Origin of the sequence: Rathayibacter sp. AY1C6 (assembly GCF_002931535.1) — a bacterium.
Lineage (GTDB): Bacteria > Actinomycetota > Actinomycetes > Actinomycetales > Microbacteriaceae > Rathayibacter.
The window spans coordinates 1-19,738 of sequence record NZ_PSWC01000034.1; the positions used below are offsets into that span (position 1 = coordinate 1).

Consider the following 19,738-nt stretch of genomic DNA (forward strand, 5'->3'; position numbering starts at 1 on the left):
CCGGAGCGGAGTCTCGCGGAGGGGAGACGGGGGCCGGTCACCCGTAGAGTGGCCGGGTGGAAGCAGCCGACATCGCCGACGACATCACCGAGGTCCTCTACACCGAGGCCGAGATCCACGAGCGGATCCGCGCCCTGGCCCGCGCCATCGAGCGCGACTACGCGGGCGAGAACCTGCTCATCGTCGGGGTGCTGCGCGGCGCCGTGATGGTGATGGCCGATCTGGCCCGCGAGCTCAAGCTCGACATCGTCATGGACTGGATGGCCGTCTCGTCCTACGGGAGCGGCACCAAGTCGTCCGGCGTGGTGCGGATCCTGAAGGACCTCGACTCCGACATCACGAACCGCAAGGTGCTGATCGTCGAGGACATCATCGACTCCGGCCTCACGCTCTCGTGGCTGCAGGGCAACCTCCGCAGCCGCGGCGCCGAGTCCGTCGAGATCTGCGCGCTGTTCCGCAAGCCCGCGGCCGCCAAGGTCGAGGTCGACGTGGCCTATGTCGGCTTCGACATCCCGAACGAGTTCGTGATCGGCTACGGGCTCGACTACGCCGAGCGCTACCGCAACCTGCGCGATGTCGCCGTCCTCGCCCCGCACGTCTACGAGTAGCGCCGCGGACACCGCGCAGGAGAGCCTCGAGCGGCTCTTCGCGGTGCCGTTGCTGGGCTACCACATGAGCTACCCGACCTCTCTGCGGGCCGACTTCGAGTTCAACTACTGGTGGCTCGCGCACGCGATCGACGCGGCCGTCGACGCCTTCGAGCGCACGGGCGACGAGGCGCACCTGGAGCGGGCCCGGCGGATCCATCGCGCGATCCGCCTCCGCAACGGCGGGCGCCTGGTCAACGGCTACTTCGACGACATGATGTGGCTCGGCGGCGCGCTCGCCCGCCTCGGGGAGGCCTCGGGCGACCCGCGCTTCCTCGACCGGGCCGACCGCCTGTGGCGCTTCGCCGTCGCGAAGGGCTGGAACCTCCGCCACGGGGCGAGCCTCGCCTGGCGCCGCCGGCAGCTGGACTACAAGAACGCGCCCGCGAACGGCCCGTTCGCGATCCTCGGCGCGCGCCTGGAGCGGCTGCGGCCCGACGGCCGGGAGGAGCTCTCGCGCGCCGCCCTCGACTGGATGCACGTGCGCCTCCGCGACGACGACACCGGCTTCGTCGCCGACGGCATCGGCCGCGAGGGCGGCTCCGCGCGCGACGACTGGGCCTTCAGCTACAACCACGCCGTCTACATCGGCGCGGCGCTCGCCCTGCACCGCCTGCGGCCCGACCCTCGTCTGGTCGCCCACGCCTCCCGCACGGCCGAGGACCTGCTGGACCGGCTCGCCCCCGACGGCGTCTTCGTCGACCAGGGCTCGGGGGACGGCGCCCTGTTCGGCGGCATCGCCTACCGGCACCTCGTCGACCTCGCCACGACGAGCGGAGTCGCGCCCGCGGTGGCCGCCCGCCTCCGCGGCTTCGTCGCCGGCAGCGTCGCCGCGCTGCAGAGCTCGAGCGTCCGCCGCGGCGTGCTGCTGGCCGGGCCCCGCTGGGACGCGCCTCCGTCGCTGCCCGCCACGCTCTCGGCCGAGATCGGCGCCGTGCTCGCCCTGGAGGCGTCAGCGCGACTGGACCGGTCGCCGGTGCCGTCAGACTGACGGGGTGAAGGCACCCGAGAAGCGCACCGTCGCCGTCGTGATCAACCCGAGCAAGTTCGACGACGTCGGCGCCGCGGAGGACCTGGTCGCGACGATCGCGCGCCGCCACGGCTGGAACGAGCCGCTCTGGTTCGAGACCAGCCCGGGCGACTCCGGTGCCGCCGCGGCCCGCGCCGCGCTCGAGGCGGGCCCGGACCTGGTCTGCTCGATGGGAGGCGACGGCACCGTCCGCGCCGTCGCCACGGTGCTGCGCGGGACCGGCGTCCCCTACGGCCTGCTGCCCAGCGGCACCGGCAACCTCCTCGCGCGGAACCTCGGGATCCCGCTCGGCTCGCTGCCCGAGGCGGTGGAGATCGCCCTGCTCGGGCAGGACCGCGCCATCGACGTGGGCACGGCCGCGTTCGACGACGGCGAGGAGCGGGTGTTCATGGTGATGGGCGGGGTGGGCCTGGACGCCGAGATCATGGACAAGACGGACGAGGAGCTGAAGAAGCGGGTGGGCTGGGGCGCCTACTTCGCGGCGGGGGCGCCGGCGATGTTCAAGGCCGGATTCGAGGTGACCCTCACGATCGACGGCGCGGAGGAGCCTCCGCAGCGCTGCTTCATGGTGCTGGCCTGCAACTGCAGCTCGGTGGTGGCGAACATCGAGCTGGCCGCGGGCGCGGTGCTCGACGACGGAGACCTGGAGCTGGTGCTGCTGCGTCGGCGCTTCGGCCTCGCGCTGGATGTCGCGACCGGCAACCGCAACGGGCTCGCCTCCCTCCGGCAGTGGCCCGGCCGCGAGTTCTCGTTCGAGCTCGACCAGCCGGTGCTCGCCGAGCTGGACGGGGATCCGGTCGGCCGCACCCGCTCCGGGCGCTTCGGCGTGGATCCGGGCGCCCTCCTCGTGCGCCTGCCGGTGCCGACGCCGCGGAGCCCGGGACTGACTCCGCACGACTCGGTGATCGTCGACACGTCCGCCATCGCGACGCTGCTCCCGGAGCCGCCCTCCTCCTGATGCTTGCGCGCTCTTCTTTACGGTTGTAAGTTATCTGACGGACGTAAAGAAGGCGCTCCTCGCGCCGGGAAGAAGGACCCCGTGACCGATCCGCGGCTCACCCGCTCGCGCGAGCTCCTGCTCACCGCGATCACGAGTGCCCTCGACCGCCCGGGCGACGACCAGCCCTCCATCACGGAGCTCTGCGGCGCCGCGGGCGTCAGCCGCCCCACGTTCTACCAGCACTTCGGGGATGTGCCGTCACTGATCGAGGCCGCCGCGGTGGAGCGGATGCACGCGCTGTTCGGCGACGTCGCTCCCGGCACCGCCCCCGCCGACTGGGAGGGCGCGGTCCCCCGCATCGTCCGCGGGCTCCTCGAGGGCCTGCTCGTGCACGCCGACTTCTACCGCCGCGTGCTGAGCGGAGGCACGGCCCGCGCCGTGCAGGAGTCGGTCGTCGCGTTCCTCGCGCAGCGGCTCCTCGCCTTCTCGCCCCTCGCCGAGCGCGGATCGGGCGGCGGCGACCACGCACGCGTCGAGCGCTTCGCCGTCCTCCTCGCCGCCGGCACCACCTGGCTGGTCGTCGGCTGGCTCCTCGACGGCGACGCCCGCCGTCCCGCGGCCTCGGCCTCCGCCGACATCGCCGAGCTCCTCGTCACCGGAGTCGCCTCGCCGCGGCTCGCCGCCCTGCACTCCACGAAGTAGAAGGACCATGACCACCTCCCCGCTCCGCCGCGCCCTGCGCGCCGTGAACCCGCGCCTCGTCGTCGTCTTCGCCGCGATCGCGCTCATCCCGCTGATCTACGCGGGACTGCTGACCTCGGCCAACCTCGATCCCACGCACCACCTCGACACGGTGCCCGCCGCGATCGTCAACGAGGACACCGGCGCGACCGCCTCGGACGGCTCCGCGCTCGCCCTCGGCGACGATCTGACCGAGCAGCTCACCACCGACACGTCCGGCTCGGACTTCGCCTGGACGGCGACCGGTGCCGACGAGGCGTCCCGCGAGCTCGCCTCCGGCGACGTCCTCGCCGTCCTGACGGTGCCGGCCGGCTTCTCGGCCGACGTCGCCTCGGTCGGCGGCGACGACCCCGCCGCGGCCGTGCAGGCGAAGCTGTCGATCGAGACGAACGACGCGGCCAACCTGATCGTCGGCAACATCGCCTCCACCATCGGCACCACCGTGACGAAGACGCTGGAGGAGAAGGTCGGCGCGACCTACCTCGAGAACGTCTACCTCGGCTTCACCGACGTGCACTCGAGCCTCGAGCAGGCGGCCGACGGCGCCGCTCAGCTGGCGGACGGCGCCGGGACCGCCGCGTCCGGCTCCTCCGAGCTGGTCGTCGGGCTCGCGCAGCTGCAGGACGGCACCGCGCAGCTGGCGACCGGCGCCGACTCCCTCCGCTCGGGCGCGGGGAGCGCGGCCTCCGGAGCGTCCGACCTCTCGTCGGGACTCCAGCGGATCGCGAGCGGGACCGGGCAGCTGCCCGACCAGGCGGCGGCGCTCGACACGGGAGCCCGCACGGTCGCCGACGGCGCCCAGCAGCTCGACGGCGGAGCGGCGTCGCTCGCCTCGGGCGCCACCGACCTCGCCGCGGGGACGTCGACCCTGAAGGACGGCGCGGCCTCGGCGGCGTCCGGCGCCGAGGCGCTGGCCACCGGGTCCGCCTCCCTCTCCGACGGAGCGGGGAAGGCCCTCGCAGGAGCCCAGCAGCTCGCGACCGGCGCGGGAGCGCTCGCGACCGCCACTCCGCAACTCGCCACCGGGGCGACCGGCGTCGACTCCGGCCTCGCCTCCCTGCTCTCGCGGTACGACTCGCTGTCCGACGCCCAGCGCGTGGCCGAACTGACCGCCCTCGAGCAGGGTGCGGCCGCTCTCGCGGGCGGAGCCGCCTCGGCGGACGCGGGCGCGCAGACGCTCGCCTCCGGTGCGACCGCGCTCGTCGGCGACGACGGCAGCGGACTGACGGCGCTCGCCGCCGGTGCCGCCACGGTCTCGGGCGGAGCCGCCGACCTCGCGACCGGCACCGCCGCTCTGTCCACCGGGGCGACCTCCGCCGCAGACGGCGCCCAGAAGCTGCAGACCGGTGCGCAGGCCCTCGCCCAGGGAGCTGCGACCCTCGACGGCGGAGCCGCGCAGGTCGCCGGCGGAGTGGACACCCTCTCCGGCGCGGTCGGCCCGCTCACCAGCGGCATCGCCTCTGCGGCCGCCGGCGCCTCCGACCTCGCCTCCGGGACGGCCGCCCTCGCGACGGGCGCCTCGGACCTCGCGGACGGCGCCGAGACCGCCGCGACCGGCTCGGCCGACGCGGCCACCGGTTCGCAGGACCTCGCCGACGGGATCGACTCGCTCGCCTCCGGATCGCGCACCCTCGACACGAAGCTCTCGGACGGCGCGGACGACGTGCCCACCTACACCGGCGAGCAGGCTCAGGAGCTCAGCACCGTCGCGGCCGCCCCGGTCGGGATCGACGCCGAGCGGATGAACCGCGTGCCGTCCTACGGCTACGGCCTCGCCCCCTACTTCATGGCGCTCGCGCTCTGGGTCGGCGCGCTCGCCTTCTACCTGATGAGCGCCCCGCTCAGCTCCCGCCTCCTCGCCGCGCGCCGGCCCGCCTGGGTCATCGCGCTGCGCAGCTACCTGCCCGGCGCGCTGATGGCGGTCGCCCAGGGCGTCCTGGCCGCGCTCGTCATCCGCTTCGGAGTGGGCGTCGAGGCGTCGAACCTGCCCGGGCTGATCGGGATCGCCGTGCTCACGAGCCTCACCTTCGTGGCGATCAACCAGGCGCTGATCGCGCTGCTGGACGCCCCGGGCCGGTTCCTGGCGCTGCTGATGATCGTGCTGCAGCTGTCCTCGGCCGGAGGCACCTACCCGGTCGAGACCGCTCCCGCCTTCTTCCAGGCGATCCACGGAGTGCTGCCGCTGACCTGGACGGTGGAGGCGTTCCGCTCGCTGATCGCCGGCGGCAGCATCGGAGTCGCGCACGCGGTCCTGGTGCTCGTGCTCTGGCTGGTCGGGGCGCTCGCCGTGACCGTGCTGGCCGCCGCCCGCCGCGGCCGCGGCCTCGTGCCCGCCCTCCGCGACCCGGAGCCCCTCCTCCAGTCGGCCTGACGCGGGCCGGGCGGGCCCGTCCGTCCGTCCGCGCCTGCTGCCCCTCGTCGCGGCACGCCCCGCTCGAACACCTTCGCCCCCCACCGAGACCGCAGTAGTCGTCGCTGTCGAGCTCGAGTGCGACAACTCCTGCGTTCTCGCGGCGCGTCCTGCTCGGACACCTTCGCCTCCTTCCCGAGACCGTAGTAGTTGTCGCTGTCGAGCTCGAGTGCGACAACTCCTGCGTTCTCGCGGCGCGTCCTGCTCGGACACCTTCGCCTCCTTCCCGAGACCGCAGTAGTTGTCGCTGTCGAGCTCGAGTGCGACAACTCCTGCGTTCTCGCGGCGCGCCCCGCTCGGACACCTTCGCCTCCTTCCCGAGACCGCAGTAGTCGTCGCTGTCGAGCCCGAGTGCGACAACTCCTGCGCTCTCGCGGCGCGTCCCTACCGCCGAAGCGCCGATCCCCGCGACCTCCACCCACAATGCAGAGGACGCGGACCGGGAAACGCGTGTCAGCGTTTCCCGGCAGTCCGACGAGACCCGCTCTGCGGAACGCACCACCTCGCGAAGCCGACCGCGCGCGGGGATGCGGCCCGCCGCATCCCCGCCAGACGACACAGCCCGCGGCCGTTCGGCCCACGGCGAACGCGTGGGCGGCGCTCAGAGTGCGGGAGGTAGCCTGGCAGGCACAATCTCCTCGTCAGAAAGGCGCCGGGTGTCGCACCCGCAACAAGCATGAACGTGAAGCGCATCTTCCGGGGTCCCATCCTCTACGTCGTCCTGGCGATCGTCGCGGTGTGGATCGGCTCCTCGCTGATCACCATGTCCGGCTTCCGGCCGGTCACGACGCAGGAGGGTCTCGACCTCCTGAAGGACGGCAAGGTCGACTCGGCGAAGATCGTGGACGGCGAGCAGCGCGTCGATCTCACGCTCAAGCAGGCCGACGGAGACAACGGCACGCAGGTGCAGTTCTACTACGTGGCCCCTCGGGGCGCGGAGGTCGTCGACGCGGTGTCCGCGGCCGATCTCGGCAGCACCGGCTACAACGACGAGGTCCCGCAGACCAACTGGTTCCTCTCGGCTCTCGGCTTCCTGCTCCCCATCCTGCTGATCGGCGCGTTCTTCTGGCTGATGCTCTCGGGCATGCAGGGCGGCGGCAACCGCGTCATGCAGTTCGGCAAGTCGAAGGCGAAGCTCGTCTCGAAGGAGTCGCCCAAGGTCACGTTCGGCGATGTCGCCGGCGCCGACGAGGCGATCGAGGAGCTGCACGAGATCAAGGAGTTCCTCAAGGAGCCCGCGAAGTTCCAGGCCGTCGGCGCCCGCATCCCGAAGGGCGTCCTGCTCTACGGCCCTCCCGGCACCGGCAAGACCCTGCTGGCGCGCGCGGTCGCGGGCGAGGCGGGCGTCCCCTTCTACTCCATCTCCGGATCGGACTTCGTCGAGATGTTCGTCGGCGTCGGCGCGAGCCGTGTCCGCGATCTCTTCCAGCAGGCGAAGGAGAACTCGCCGGCCATCATCTTCGTCGATGAGATCGACGCCGTCGGCCGCCACCGCGGCGCCGGGATGGGCGGCGGTCACGACGAGCGCGAGCAGACCCTCAACCAGCTGCTGGTCGAGATGGACGGCTTCGACGTCAAGACGAACGTCATCCTGATCGCGGCGACGAACCGCCCCGACATCCTCGACCCCGCACTGCTGCGTCCGGGCCGCTTCGACCGCCAGATCGGCGTCGACGCCCCCGACCTGCTCGGCCGCAAGCGGATCCTCGAGGTCCACGGCCGCGGCAAGCCGCTCGCCGGCGGAGTCGACCTCGAGGTCGTCGCCCGCAAGACCCCGGGCTTCACCGGCGCCGACCTGGCCAACGTCCTCAACGAGGCCGCACTGCTCACCGCCCGCTCCAACGCGCAGCTGATCGACAACCGCGCGCTCGACGAGGCCATCGACCGCGTCATCGCGGGGCCGCAGCGCCGCACGCGGGTCATGCGCGACAAGGAGAAGCTGATCACCGCCTACCACGAGGGCGGACACGCTCTGGCGGCGGCGGCGATGCGCCACACCGACCCCGTGACCAAGGTCACGATCCTGCCGCGCGGCCGCGCCCTCGGCTACACGATGGTGCTCCCGCTGGAGGACAAGTACTCCACGACCCGCAACGAGCTCCTCGACCAGCTCACGTACGCGATGGGCGGCCGCGTCGCGGAGGAGATCGTCTTCCACGACCCCACCACCGGAGCGTCGAACGACATCGAGAAGGCGACCTCCATCGCCCGCAAGATGGTCACCGACTACGGCATGTCCGCGAACGTCGGAGCGGTCAAGCTCGGCCAGTCGTCGGGCGAGATGTTCCTCGGCCGCGACATGGGCCACCAGCGCGACTACTCCGAGCAGATCGCCGAGACGGTCGACGCCGAGACGCGCCAGCTCATCGAGCAGGCGCACGACGAGGCGTGGCAGGTCATCAACGACAACCGCGACATCCTCGACCGCCTCGCGATGGAGCTGCTCGAGAAGGAGACGCTCGACCACGACCAGCTGGCCGAGATCTTCAAGGACGTCCGCCGCATCGACGAGCGCCCGCAGTGGCTCTCGAGCGACAAGCGCCCCCTGTCCGACCTGCCGCCCATCGCGGTCCCGGTCGCCAAGGCGCCGATCGACTCGGGTGCGACCGACGGGGGAGTCTCCTCCGCTGGTGCCGACGAGGTCGCGCCGAAGCGCCCGCCGCTGATCAACCCGCGCCCCGCGACGGCGTAGCGCGCGCGTGCCCGTCGACAAGGCGCGCATCGAGGCGGCCGTCGCCGAGATCCTCGCGGCCATCGGGGACGACCCGGGCCGCGAGGGACTCCTCGACACGCCGCGGCGGTTCGCCGAGGCGTACGAGGAGTTCTTCGGCGGGTTCGACGACGACGCCGCGGCCCAGCTGACCGAGACGTTCGCGGTGGTCGAGGGCGGCCAGGAGTCGCCGCTCGACCAGACGGTGATCGTGCGCGACCTCGCCTTCCGCTCCGTCTGCGAGCACCACCTCCTGCCGTTCCTCGGCGTCGCGCACATCGCCTACCGGCCGCGCGAGCGGGTCGTCGGCCTCGGCCGGCTGCCGCGCGTGGTCGAGACGGTCGCGTCGCGACCGCAGATCCAGGAGCGGATGACCGAGCAGATCGCCGACGCGCTCGAGCAGGGCCTCGCTCCCGAGGGAGTGCTCGTCGTGGTCGACGCCGAGCACGGCTGCGTGCGGATGCGCGGGCCGCGCCAGACCGCGAGCTCGACCGTGACGGTCGCCGCCCGCGGCTCCCTCGCCGACCCGGCCGCCCGCGCCGAGATCATCGCGCTGATCGGCGCCGCGCGGGGGGAGTGACGTGGCCACCACCGTCGCCGACCTCACGCCGACCGGCCGCGCCGCGCTCCTGGGGATCCTCAACGTCACTCCGGACTCGTTCAGCGACGGCGGCCGCTGGCTGTCCGTCGACGACGCCGTCCGCCACGGCCTCGACCTGACCCGGCCCGCCGGGGACGGACCCGCCGCGTTCGGCGCGGACCTGGTCGACGTCGGCGGCGAGAGCACCCGTCCCGGTGCGGCGCGCGTCGACTCCGCCGCCGAGCAGGGCCGCGTGCTGCCCGTCGTCCGCGCCCTCGCCGCGGAGGGGGTGCGCGTCAGCATCGACACGATGAGCGCCGCCACGGCCGAGGCCGCCCTGGACGCGGGCGCCGTCGTCGTCAACGACGTCTCCGGCGGCCTCGCCGATCCGCGGATGCTCCCGCTCGTCGCCGAGCGCGGCGCCGTCTACATCGCGATGCACTGGCGCGGGCACAGCGCGGGCATGACCGCTCTCGCGTCCTACGGCGACGTGGTGGCGGACGTCCGCGGCGAGCTCGAGCGCCGCGTCGACGCCGCCCGTGAGGCCGGGATCCGGGACGACCGCCTCCTGCTCGACCCCGGCCTCGGCTTCGCGAAGGTCGGCGCGCACGACTGGGCGCTGCTGGCCGGGCTCGACGCGATCGTCTCGCTGGGTTTCCCGGTCCTGGTCGGCCATTCGCGCAAGCGGTTCCTCGCTCCGTTCGCCCCCGCCGGCGCCCCGGCCGCCGAGCGCGACGAGGTCTCCGCCATGCTGAGCCTCGTCGCCGCCGGGCACGGCGCCTGGGGCGTCCGGGTCCACGACGTCCGCTCATCCGCCCGCGCCCTGGCCCTCGCCGCCCGACTCCAGGAGGAGACCCCGTGACCGCGATCGACCCCGCCGCCCTCGCCGTGCGCGACTCCATCACCCTCACCGGGCTGCGCGTGCGCGCGCACCACGGCGTCTTCGACTTCGAGCGCGAGAACGGCCAGGACTTCGTGATCGACGCGACGGTCTGGCTCGACACCGCGCCGGCGGCCGAGGGCGACGCGCTGGCCGAGACGGTGCACTACGGCGAGCTCGCGATCGCCCTGGCCGACGCGGTGACCCGCGACCCGGTCGACCTCATCGAGACTCTGGCCGAGCGCCTCGCCCGGGTGGCCCTGGGCTTCGCCGCCGCCGACGTCGTCCGCATCACCGTCCACAAGCCGGACGCGCCGATCCCGCTGCCGTTCGAGGACGTGGCCGTGCAGATCACGAGGACCCGCTCGTGAGGCCGCGGCAGGAGCGCGTCCGCCCGGTGCGCCACGTCGTGCTCGCGCTCGGCAGCAACCTCGGCGACCGCCTGGCGCACCTCGAGGAGGCGCTGCGGGCCCTCGTCACGACGCCGGGCCTGCGCATCGAGGCGGTGTCCAAGGTCGTCGAGTCGCCCGCGTGGAAGCCCGAGGGCGTCGACGCGGACGCGCCCGGGTACCTCAACGCGGTCGTGACCGGCTCGACCGTCCTCGAGCCCGACGACCTGCTCGCGGCGACGGCGGCGATCGAATCGGCCGGCGGCCGGATCCGCGGCGAGGGCGAGGAGCGCTGGGGCGACCGGACCCTCGACATCGACGTGATCGCGGTCGGCGGCGTGCTCCGCGACGACGCGCACCTGACCCTCCCGCACCCGCGGGCCGCCGAGCGGGCGTTCGTGCTCGAGCCGTGGCTCGACGCCGAGCCGGCGGCGGTCCTTCCCGGAGCCGGACCCGTGGCCGAGCTGCGCGCACGGGCGACCGACCGCGTGACCGACCACCCGGCCGGGTTGACCTGGCCGGGGCGCGACTCCGCCCGCGGCACCACCGCCGACCCCGAGAGCAGGACCCCGTGAGGCGCACCCGCATCAGCACCCTGCTCGGACTCGGCCTCGCCGGGGCCGTCGCGGGGTTCCTCCTCGACCTCGCGATCGCCGCCGCCGGCCGCCCCGTGCTCATCCCGCCGCTGACGGTTCCGCTGACCCTGATCGTGGTCGCGGCCCTCGTGCTCGGCTTCGCCATCCCGATCCACCGCGCCACGAAGGGCACGCTGCGTCGGCCCATCGATCCGTTCCGGGCGATGCGCGTCGTGGTGCTGGCGAAGGCGTCCAGCCACGTCGGTGCTCTGCTGCTCGGAGCCTCCGGCGGCATCCTGGTGTACCTGCTGAGCCGTGCGATCCCTTCGCTAGGCTCCGTGTGGCAGGACGTCGCGACCATCGTGGGTGCGCTCGTCCTGCTGGTGGCCGGCCTGGTCGCCGAGCACCTGTGCACCATCCCGCCGAGCGACGACGACGACAGCGCCGTCGGCGAGGTGAACCACGCCTGACGCCGACGCCCGGATCGCCGCGGGCAGTGAGGACGACGCCATGCCCGCCGAGCCCGAGGACGCGTCGCCGACGACCCGCCGCGACGCGAGGGGACGCCGGCGGGACCGCCTCGACATCACGGGGGAGTGGCGCCGCGTCTCGCCCCGGTACGTCGCGGTCGAGATCGTGTCGGCCGTCGTGTCGAGCGTGATGCTGCTCGCCGTGCCCGTGGTGCTGATGCTGATCGGCCTGCCGTGGGGCTGGATCCCGCTGGCCGCCACGGCCGCCCTCGCGGTGACCCTCCTGATCGTGGCCCCGCGCCGTGCGCGCGCCTACGGCTACCTCCTGCGCCAGGACGACCTCCTCTTCCGCCGCGGCATCATGTTCCAGCGCTTCGTGTCGGTGCCGTACGGGCGGATGCAGCTCATCGACGTCAACCGCGGGCCGCTCGCCCGGGCGCTCGGCCTCGCCGACCTCCGCTTCGTCACCGCCGCCGCGGCGACCGGCGTCAGCATCCCGGGCCTGGCCGAGCAGGACGCGGAGGAGCTCCGCGACCGCCTGGTCGAGCTCGCCGAGTCGCGCCGGGCCGGCCTGTGACCGAGCTCCGCGCCGTCGAGACGGACCTCGCCGACGGGGAGTGGCACCGCCTCCATCCCGCGACCCCGGTCCTCAAGGGCGGGATCGGCCTGCTGGTCGTCCTCGGCATCGTGATCACGAACCTCCGCGAGCGCCTGGTCGAGCTGTTCCTGCCCGGGCCGGAGGGGTTCGAGAGTGGCGATCCGGTCGACGAGCTGCTGCGCCGCGGTCTCGTCGGCTGGGCGCTGCTGGCGGTCGCGGTGGGCCTGGCGGTCGCCGTCTTCGCGTTCTGGCTGTCCTGGCGGATGCACACCTTCCGCATCACGGACGAGCTCGTCGAGGTGCGCTCCGGCGTGCTCTTCCGGACCAACCGGCGGGCGCGGCTGGACCGCATCCAGGGCATCGCGGTGCAGCGTCCGCTGTTCGCGCGGCTGTTCGGAGCCGCGAAGCTCGAGGTGAGCGTGGCCGGGCAGGACGCGAACGTCCAGCTGTCGTACCTCGGGTCGCGCTTGGTTGACGCCCTGCGCCGCGACATCCTGCGGCTCGCGTCCGGGGTGCGCGAGCGGGAGGCGACGGTCGACGGTGCGGCTCCGGCGGGCGGGTTCCTGGCGCGCCGGCTGGAGGAGTTCGGCGAGCCTCAGGACGAGACGCCACCCGAGTCGGTCGTCTCGATCCCGCCGGGCCGACTCCTCGGCTCGCTCGTCTTCAGCGGCTTCACGCTGTTCCTGGCCGCCTCGGTCGTCGCCGTGGTGTTCGTCGCCGTCTACGGCTCGCCCTACGTGCTCTTCGCGATCCTGCCGGGCCTGATCGGCTCGGGCAGCTACTACGTCCGCCAGTTCGTGCGCTCGCTCCGGTACTCGATCGCCGCGACGCCCGACGGAGTGCGGGTCGGCTACGGCGTGCTCTCGACCAGCAGCGACACGATCCCGCCCGGCCGGATCCACGCCGTCGAGATCACGCAGCCGCTGCTCTGGCGCCCCTTCGGCTGGTGGCAGGTGCGGATCGACCGCGCCGGCCACGCGGCCTCCCGCGGGGCGAACGGCGAGCCGAACACCACGATCCTGCCCGTCGGCGACCTCGCCGCGGTCGAGCGCGTCCTCGCCCTCCTGCTGCCCGGACCGGCCGAGGGAGCGGAGTCGACGCCCGTCGGAGACGCACTCCGGCACCGCGACGCGGCCGGCTTCACCCGGGCGCCGCGCTCGGCGGTGTGGCTCCGCCCCTTCTCGTTCCGGAGGACCGGGTACCGGCTGACGGACGAGGTCGCGATCCTGCGCAGCGGAGCGGTCTGGCGGCGGGTCGCCGTGGTGCCCCTGGCGCGGATGCAGAGCGTCGGGGTCCAGCAGGGACCGCTCCAGCGCCTGCTCGGGCTGGCCTCGGCGCGCGTGCACACGGTGGCCGGCCCCGTCACTCCGCTCGTGCCGGTGATGAGCGCAGCCGACGGACTCGCCTTCTTCGAGAGCCTCGCGACGGCCGGAGTGCGGGCCGCCGACCGCGACGCGAGCCACCAGTGGGGGCGGCGGGCGGCCGCACCCGCCCTGCCCGACTGGCCCGCTCCGGAGGGGGAACCGCATGCCTGAGAACCGCCGCGACGGACGCCTGGGCGTCGGCGTGATCGGTGCCGGACGCGTGGGCCCGGTGCTCGGTGCCGCGCTCGCCGGGGCCGGCCACGCCGTGATCGGTATCGCCACCACCAGCGAGAGCGGCCGCGAGCGCGCCGACGCGCTGCTCCCCGGAGTCCCCGTGCTCGCGATCCCCGAGCTCGTCGAGCGCAGCGAGCTGGTGATCGTCGCCGTCCCCGGGAGCGAGATCGCCGCCCTGGTCGCGGGGCTCGCCGCGACCGGAGCGTGGCAGCCCGGCCAGCTGGTGCTGCACACGGCGCCTGAGCACGGCTACGGGGTGCTCGCTCCGGCGCTCGCCTCCGGGGTCATCCCCCTGGCAGTCCACCCGGCGATGGCCTTCAGCGGCACCAGCCTCGACCTGGCGCGCCTCTCCGAGACCTACTTCGCCGTGTCGGCACCGGGCCCGGTGCTGCCGATCGCGCAGGCGGTGGTGGTCGAGATGGGCGGGGAGCCGGTCTCCGTGGCGGAGTCGGACCGCGCCGCCTACGCGGAGGCCGTCTCGACCGCCACGACCTTCTCGACCGCGATCGTCGACCAGGCGGCGGGACTGCTGGCGGGCATCGGCGTCGAGAAGCCGGGCTTCTTCCTCTCCAGCCTCGTCCGCTCCTCCGTCGACGACGCCCTGCGCCGCGCGGCGGGCTGACGGGCGCGCCGCTCGAGACGCCGCTCCCGGGTGGGACGCCGCTCGGGAGGCGGTGCCTCGCGGAGGAGCACGGCGTCCCGGTGCCGAGGGCCCGGGCGGCCGTGGGACCGCCGGTAGCATCGTCGGGTGATCAGCACCGTCCACCGCATCGGCGACCTCCGCGAGCGGCTGCAGGAGGCGCGGCGGGCCGGTCGGCGCATCGCGCTCGTGCCGACGATGGGCGCCCTGCACGCCGGGCACCTCGCCCTCGTCGAGCGGGCTCGCGAGCTGGCCGTCGTCGTCGTCGTGTCGGTGTTCGTGAATCCGCTGCAGTTCGGCCCGTCCGAGGACCTGGACCGCTACCCGCGCGACCTCGAGGGCGACACCGCCCTGCTCGACGCGGCCGGGGCCGACCTCCTCTTCGCTCCGGGAGTCGCCGAGATGTACCCCGACGGGCCGTCCTCGACGCGGGTCGTCGCGGGCGAGGTCGGCGGCCTCTACGAGGGGCGCGCGCGGCCGGGGCACTTCGACGGGATGCTCACCGTCGTCGCCAAGCTCCTGAGCATCGCCCAGCCGGACGTCGCGGTCTTCGGGCAGAAGGACGCGCAGCAGCTGTTCCTCGTGCGCCGCATGGTCCGCGACCTCGACCTGCCCGTGGAGATCGAGGGCGTCGGCATCGTGCGGGAGGAGGACGGGCTCGCCCGCTCCAGCCGCAACCGCTACCTCGACGAGGAGCAGCGCCGCGCGGGCCTCGTGCTGCCGCGCCTCCTCGCGGCCGCCGCGGAAGCCGCGGACCGCGGTGCCGCCGCGGCGATCGAGGCCGCCGAGGCCGTCGCGCACGCCGAGCCGCTCGTTAAGCTGGACTACCTCGTCGTCGTGGATCCCGCGACGCTCCTCCCGGTCGACGCCGACCACCGCGGCCCGGCACTCGTGCTCGTCGCCGCGATCGTCGGCACCACCCGCCTCCTCGACAACGCCCCGATCCTGCTCGCCTGATCGCGGCCGTCCGCCCCGAACCGAAAGCACTGCGACCCCTCATGGCCGACACCCCCGACGTCCCCGAGACCACGACCCCCGCCGCCGAGCAGTCCGACTCCGAGCAGGCCGCCGCCGAGCGGGCCGCGCAGCAGGAGGCCTCCGAGCAGAAGGCCGTCCGCCTCGCCAAGCGCGAGCGCCTGCTCGAGCTCGCGGGCGACGACCTCGGCGCCGGCGCCTACCCCGTCGCGGTCGGAGTCACCGACACCATCGCGGCCGTCCGGGCGCGCCACGAGGGCATCGAGCCGGACGTGAAGACCGGCGAGCGCGTCGGCCTCGCGGGCCGCGTGGTGTTCCAGCGCAACACGGGCAAGCTCTGCTTCGCGACGCTGCAGGCCGGCGACGGCGAGCGGATCCAGGCCATGGTCTCGCTCGGCGACGTGGGCGAGGAGTCGCTGGCGGCGTGGAAGGAGCTCGTCGACCTGGGCGACCACCTCTTCGTCGAGGGCGAGGTCGTCTCGAGCAAGCGCGGCGAGCTGAGCGTGTGGGTGTCGGAGTGGACGATCGCCGCGAAGGCGATCCTGCCGCTGCCGAACCTGCACAACGAGCTCGGCGACGAGACCCGGATGCGCCAGCGCTACCTCGACCTGATCGTGCGCCCCCAGGCCCGCGAGACGGTCGTCACCCGCGCCCGCGTGAACGCCTCCCTCCGCGATACCTTCGCCTCGCACGAGTTCCTCGAGGTCGAGACCCCGATGCTGCAGGTGATGCACGGCGGCGCCTCCGCCCGCCCCTTCGCCACGCACTCGAACGCCTTCGACACCGAGCTGTACCTGCGCATCGCGCCCGAGCTCTACCTCAAGCGGGCGGTCGTCGGCGGCATCGACCGGGTCTTCGAGATCAACCGCAACTTCCGCAACGAGGGCGCCGACTCCACCCACTCGCCCGAGTTCGCGATGCTCGAGGCCTACCAGGCGTACGGCGACTACAACTCGATCGCCGACCTCACCCAGGAGCTGATCCAGAACGCGGCGCAGGCCGTCGCGGGCTCGCACGTGGTCACCTGGGCCGACGGCACCGAGTTCGACCTCGGCGGCCGGTGGGACCGCATCTCGATGTACGAGAGCCTGTCGCTCGCGGCCGGAATCGCGATCACGCCGGAGACGGAGCTCGCCGAGCTCGAGACCCTCGCCGCGCGCGAGGGCGTCGAGGTGCACGTCCCCACGCACGGCAAGTACGTCGAGGAGCTGTGGGAGCACTTCGTGAAGGGCGGCCTGACGCGTCCGACCTTCGTGATGGACTTCCCCGTCGACACCTCGCCGCTCGTGCGCGCGCACCGCAGCATCCCGGGCGTCGTCGAGAAGTGGGACCTCTACGTCCGCGGCTTCGAGCTGGCCACCGGCTACTCCGAGCTGGTCGACCCGGTCGTGCAGCGCGAGCGCTTCGTCGAGCAGGCCCGCCAGGCCGCCGCGGGCGACGACGAGGCGATGCGTCTGGACGAGGACTTCCTCCGCGCCCTCGAGCACGGCATGCCCCCCACCGGCGGCATGGGCATGGGCATCGACCGCCTCCTGATGGCGATCACCGGCCTCGGGATCCGCGAGACGATCCTGTTCCCGCTCGTCAAGTAGGGTCGCAGGAGCCGAGGGGGAGACATGGTCAGGGCATCGAGCATCGTCGCGGCCGTCGCGGCGGGCGTCCTCACGATCGCGCAGTTCGGAGTGGGGACCGCGGTCGCCGCGAGCGTCCTCACCTCCTCCGGCGACGTCGGCACCGCGCTGGCCGACCGGCGAGCGGCCGAGGCGTTCACGCCCGACCCCACGATCGCCGGCTTCGCGGAGCGGACCGCCATGTCCGACCGCGGCCGCGCCCTCTACTACGCGTCGAGCCCGTCGGTCGAGCCGACCGCCGGCTTCAACGACCTCTGCGGCTACGGCGCCTCCGACGACATCGTCCTCGGCTGCTACACCGGCACCAGCATCTACATCTCGGACGTCGCCAACCCCGACCTCGACGGGATCCGCGACGTCACGGCGGCCCACGAGATGCTGCACGCCGCGTGGGTGCGGCTCGACGCGGAGGAGCAGGCCGAGCTGGGCGACGAGCTCGAGGCCGCGTACGAGACCCTCCCGCAGGACGGCACGATCGCCGAGCGCCTCGAGCTGTACCGCACCGGCGGCCTCGGCGAGCGCGTCAACGAGCTGCACTCGATCCTGGGGACCGAGGTGGCCGACCTGCCGCCCGCGCTCGAGGCGCACTACGCCGAGTTCTTCGACGACCGCTCCGTCGTCGTGGGCCTGAACGCCCGCTACGAGGCGGTCTTCACCGATCTCGAGAACCGCATCGAGGACCTGGTCTCCCGGATCGAGACGATGTACGCCGACCTCACGGCGCGGGTCGACGCGAACAACGCCGAGTACGACGCGCTCAACGTCGAGATCGACGACTTCAACTCGCGCGCCGACAGCGGCGACTTCGGATCGACGGCCGAGTTCGAGACGGAGCGCGCCGATCTGCTCGCCCGCAGCCAGGCCGTCGACGCCACCCGCGCCGCCATCGACGCGGACATCGCCGTGTACGACGGCCTGCGCTCGGAGCTGGAAGGCCTCAACTCCGATGCCGCGGCGCTGAACAAGTCGGTCGAGAGCCAGTAGCGCCCAGCGCCCGCGAAGGCCGCTGGGCGCACGGGCCCCCGGGCTCACGGCTCCCGCGCCGGTGCCGCGGGTAGGATCGCCGCATGGACTGGGAGCTGTGGAACCAGGGGCTGTGGGCCCTCGTGCCGACGATCACGGTCGGAGCCATCTTCTGGTTCGTGATGCGCGCCCTCATCCGCTCGGACCGCAACGAGCGCCGAGCGTACGACCGCATCGAGGCCCGCGAGCGCGAGCGCCGCGGCCTGCCTCCCCGCGACGCCTCCTGACCACCGCCGCCGCGCGGGTGCCTTCCACGCCCGCTGAGCGGCTCCGCACGACGAACGAGGAGGCGCGGTGCCCGCACCCGACTGGGCGGTGATCCTCCCGATCGCGGCCGTCGTCGTCGAGCTCGTGGTCCGCGTGATCGCCGTCATCGTCGTGCCGCGGAACCGCCGTCCGACCACCGGCCTCGCCTGGCTGATGGCGATCTTCCTGATCCCGTACGTCGGCATCCTGCTGTTCCTCTTCATCGGGAGCTACCGGCTGCCGCGCAAGCGCCGCCGGAAGCAGCAGGAGATCAACCGGTTCATCCTGGAGTCGACCGACGGCATCGACCGCGTCGCCCGGGAGCACCCGTGGCCGCAGTGGCTGGAGTCGGTGGTCACCCTCAACCGCAACCTCGGCGCGATGCCGCTGGTCGGCGGGAACGACGCGCGCCTCCAGGGCGACTACGAGCAGACCATCCGCGCGATGGCCGCCGAGATCGACCGCGCCCGCCGGTACGTGCACTGCGAGTTCTACATCCTCGCCGCCGACTCGACCACCGCGCCCTTCTTCGACGCGCTCGACCGCGCGGTGGCGCGCGGGGTGCGCGTGCGGATCCTCCTCGACCACATCGCGTCGATCCGCGTGCCCGGCTACTACAGCGGCACCCACCGCCGGCTGCGCGCCCTCGAGCGGGCGGGCGCCTCGTGGTCGTACATGCTCCCCGTGCGGCCGTGGCGCGGGCAGTACCAGCGGCCGGACCTGCGCAACCACCGCAAGCTGCTGATCGTCGACGGCAACGCGGCCTTCATGGGCTCGCAGAACGTCGTCGACTCCAGCTACAACAAGCGCGGCAACATCCGCCGCGGCCTGCACTGGCACGACCTGATGGTGCGCCTCGAGGGGCCGGTGGTGCAGGGCATCAACGCCATCTTCATCACCGACTGGTACAGCGAGACCGACGAGCTGCTCCTCCGGGAGTCGGAGCCGATGGAGGCGCTGCAGCAGCGCGACACCATCGACTGCCAGGTGGTGCCGAGCGGCCCGGGGTTCGAGGGCGAGAACAACCTGCGCCTGTTCCTGACGCTGCTCTACTCGGCGCAGAAGTCGATCATCATCACCAGCCCGTACTTCGTGCCCGATGAGGCGATGCTCTACGCGATCACGACGGCGACCCGGCGGGGCGTGCACGTGGAGCTCTTCGTCTCCGAGATCGGCGACCAGGCCGTGGTCTACCACGCCCAGCGCTCGTACTACGAGACGCTGCTGACCGCGGGCGTGCGCATCTGGATGTACCGCAAGCCGACCATCCTGCACGCGAAGCACTTCACGATCGACGACGACGTCGCCGTGATCGGCTCGAGCAACATGGACATGCGCTCCTTCACGCTCAACCTCGAGGTCTCGCTGATGGTGCGCGGCTCGGAGTTCGTCGAGGATCTGCGCCAGGTGCAGCAGGACTACCGCGAGCACTCCCGTGAGCTGACCCTCCGCGAGTGGCGGCAGCAGCCGCTCCGCTCGACCCTGCTCGACAACCTGGCGCGGCTCACCTCGGCGCTGCAGTAGCGCGGCTCCCGTCCGCCCGCAGGCGGAGGATGCGCGGCCCCGGCTCGTCGCGCAAGGCCCTGTGCGGGCCGCCGCGCCCCGCGTAGCGTCGGAGCGTCCTCAGCACCATCCGGTTCCGCCTGCCCGGCGCC

At 73.3% G+C, this 19,738-nt stretch carries 19 protein-coding genes; all 19 read left to right on the plus strand.

The features are described 5' to 3' along the window. The first annotated feature begins 56 nt into the window (after positions 1 to 56). Positions 57 to 608, plus strand: a complete 552-nt coding sequence (gene hpt, locus C5D36_RS15470) for a hypoxanthine phosphoribosyltransferase (protein ID WP_104238400.1) — start codon at positions 57 to 59, stop codon at positions 606 to 608. Then, complete coding sequence (locus tag C5D36_RS15475; RefSeq protein ID WP_104296198.1) at positions 574 to 1,638, plus strand: glycoside hydrolase family 76 protein; 1,065 nt, start codon at positions 574 to 576, stop codon at positions 1,636 to 1,638. Before hpt ends, C5D36_RS15475 begins: the two co-directional genes overlap by 35 nt. A 4-nt stretch (positions 1,639 to 1,642) precedes the next feature. Beyond that, complete coding sequence (locus C5D36_RS15480; protein WP_104234307.1) at positions 1,643 to 2,635, plus strand: diacylglycerol kinase family protein; 993 nt, start codon at positions 1,643 to 1,645, stop codon at positions 2,633 to 2,635. Positions 2,636 to 2,716: 81 nt separating this feature from the next. Further along, positions 2,717 to 3,319, plus strand: coding sequence for a TetR/AcrR family transcriptional regulator (locus tag C5D36_RS15485; protein WP_104224106.1), 603 nt, complete (start codon positions 2,717 to 2,719; stop codon positions 3,317 to 3,319). Positions 3,320 to 3,326: 7 nt separating this feature from the next. After that, positions 3,327 to 5,729, plus strand: coding sequence for a YhgE/Pip domain-containing protein (locus C5D36_RS15490; protein WP_104296199.1), 2,403 nt, complete (start codon positions 3,327 to 3,329; stop codon positions 5,727 to 5,729). Between the two features lie 715 nt (positions 5,730 to 6,444). Beyond that, positions 6,445 to 8,460 (plus strand): ATP-dependent zinc metalloprotease FtsH, encoded by a 2,016-nt coding sequence (ftsH, locus tag C5D36_RS15495; RefSeq protein WP_104224104.1) that lies wholly within the window; start codon positions 6,445 to 6,447, stop codon positions 8,458 to 8,460. A gap of 7 nt (positions 8,461 to 8,467) precedes the next feature. Further along, positions 8,468 to 9,058, plus strand: a complete 591-nt coding sequence (folE, locus tag C5D36_RS15500) for a GTP cyclohydrolase I FolE (protein WP_104224103.1) — start codon at positions 8,468 to 8,470, stop codon at positions 9,056 to 9,058. 1 nt (position 9,059) lies between these two features. Beyond that, a complete protein-coding gene (folP, locus tag C5D36_RS15505; protein ID WP_104238405.1) occupies positions 9,060 to 9,920 on the plus strand; it encodes a dihydropteroate synthase in 861 nt (286 codons plus the stop codon). After that, entirely contained in the window at positions 9,917 to 10,309 is a 393-nt protein-coding gene (folB, locus tag C5D36_RS15510) for a dihydroneopterin aldolase (RefSeq protein WP_104347803.1), read from the plus strand. Before folP ends, folB begins: the two co-directional genes overlap by 4 nt. Then, positions 10,306 to 10,902 (plus strand): 2-amino-4-hydroxy-6-hydroxymethyldihydropteridine diphosphokinase, encoded by a 597-nt coding sequence (gene folK / locus C5D36_RS15515; RefSeq protein ID WP_104257811.1) that lies wholly within the window; start codon positions 10,306 to 10,308, stop codon positions 10,900 to 10,902. Before folB ends, folK begins: the two co-directional genes overlap by 4 nt. Then, entirely contained in the window at positions 10,899 to 11,372 is a 474-nt protein-coding gene (locus C5D36_RS15520) for a DUF3180 domain-containing protein (protein WP_104257812.1), read from the plus strand. The genes folK and C5D36_RS15520 overlap by 4 nt, the downstream gene beginning before the upstream one ends. Before the next feature lie 40 nt (positions 11,373 to 11,412). Beyond that, the gene (locus C5D36_RS15525; protein ID WP_104257813.1) at positions 11,413 to 11,949 is read left to right on the plus strand and encodes a PH domain-containing protein; all 537 of its coding nucleotides are present in this window, start codon (positions 11,413 to 11,415) and stop codon (positions 11,947 to 11,949) included. Then, on the plus strand, positions 11,946 to 13,505 hold the full coding sequence (locus C5D36_RS15530; protein ID WP_104238409.1) for a PH domain-containing protein: 1,560 nt from the start codon (positions 11,946 to 11,948) through the stop codon (positions 13,503 to 13,505). The genes C5D36_RS15525 and C5D36_RS15530 overlap by 4 nt, the downstream gene beginning before the upstream one ends. After that, a complete protein-coding gene (locus C5D36_RS15535; RefSeq protein ID WP_104296200.1) occupies positions 13,498 to 14,190 on the plus strand; it encodes a Rossmann-like and DUF2520 domain-containing protein in 693 nt (230 codons plus the stop codon). Before C5D36_RS15530 ends, C5D36_RS15535 begins: the two co-directional genes overlap by 8 nt. 126 nt (positions 14,191 to 14,316) lie before the next feature. Beyond that, positions 14,317 to 15,165, plus strand: a complete 849-nt coding sequence (gene panC / locus C5D36_RS15540; RefSeq protein ID WP_104234299.1) for a pantoate--beta-alanine ligase — start codon at positions 14,317 to 14,319, stop codon at positions 15,163 to 15,165. Between the two features lie 41 nt (positions 15,166 to 15,206). Continuing rightward, positions 15,207 to 16,775, plus strand: coding sequence for a lysine--tRNA ligase (gene lysS / locus C5D36_RS15545; protein WP_104296201.1), 1,569 nt, complete (start codon positions 15,207 to 15,209; stop codon positions 16,773 to 16,775). Positions 16,776 to 16,799: 24 nt separating this feature from the next. Then, complete coding sequence (locus C5D36_RS15550; protein WP_104255539.1) at positions 16,800 to 17,798, plus strand: hypothetical protein; 999 nt, start codon at positions 16,800 to 16,802, stop codon at positions 17,796 to 17,798. Between the two features lie 83 nt (positions 17,799 to 17,881). After that, positions 17,882 to 18,064 (plus strand): hypothetical protein, encoded by a 183-nt coding sequence (locus tag C5D36_RS15555; RefSeq protein WP_104224094.1) that lies wholly within the window; start codon positions 17,882 to 17,884, stop codon positions 18,062 to 18,064. Positions 18,065 to 18,131: 67 nt separating this feature from the next. After that, complete coding sequence (gene cls, locus C5D36_RS15560; protein WP_104224093.1) at positions 18,132 to 19,607, plus strand: cardiolipin synthase; 1,476 nt, start codon at positions 18,132 to 18,134, stop codon at positions 19,605 to 19,607. Positions 19,608 to 19,738 lie beyond the last annotated feature (131 nt).

Coding starts and splice junctions, on each gene's coding strand:
- C5D36_RS15475 (WP_104296198.1), top strand. CDS start 574: ATGTCGCCGTCCTCGCCCCGCACGTCTACGAGTAGCGCCGCGGACACC.
- C5D36_RS15490 (WP_104296199.1), top strand. CDS start 3,327: ATGACCACCTCCCCGCTCCGCCGCGCCCTGCGCGCCGTGAACCCGCGC.
- ftsH (WP_104224104.1), top strand. CDS start 6,445: ATGAACGTGAAGCGCATCTTCCGGGGTCCCATCCTCTACGTCGTCCTG.
- C5D36_RS15525 (WP_104257813.1), top strand. CDS start 11,413: ATGCCCGCCGAGCCCGAGGACGCGTCGCCGACGACCCGCCGCGACGCG.
- C5D36_RS15535 (WP_104296200.1), top strand. CDS start 13,498: ATGCCTGAGAACCGCCGCGACGGACGCCTGGGCGTCGGCGTGATCGGT.
- lysS (WP_104296201.1), top strand. CDS start 15,207: ATGGCCGACACCCCCGACGTCCCCGAGACCACGACCCCCGCCGCCGAG.
- C5D36_RS15550 (WP_104255539.1), top strand. CDS start 16,800: ATGGTCAGGGCATCGAGCATCGTCGCGGCCGTCGCGGCGGGCGTCCTC.
- C5D36_RS15555 (WP_104224094.1), top strand. CDS start 17,882: ATGGACTGGGAGCTGTGGAACCAGGGGCTGTGGGCCCTCGTGCCGACG.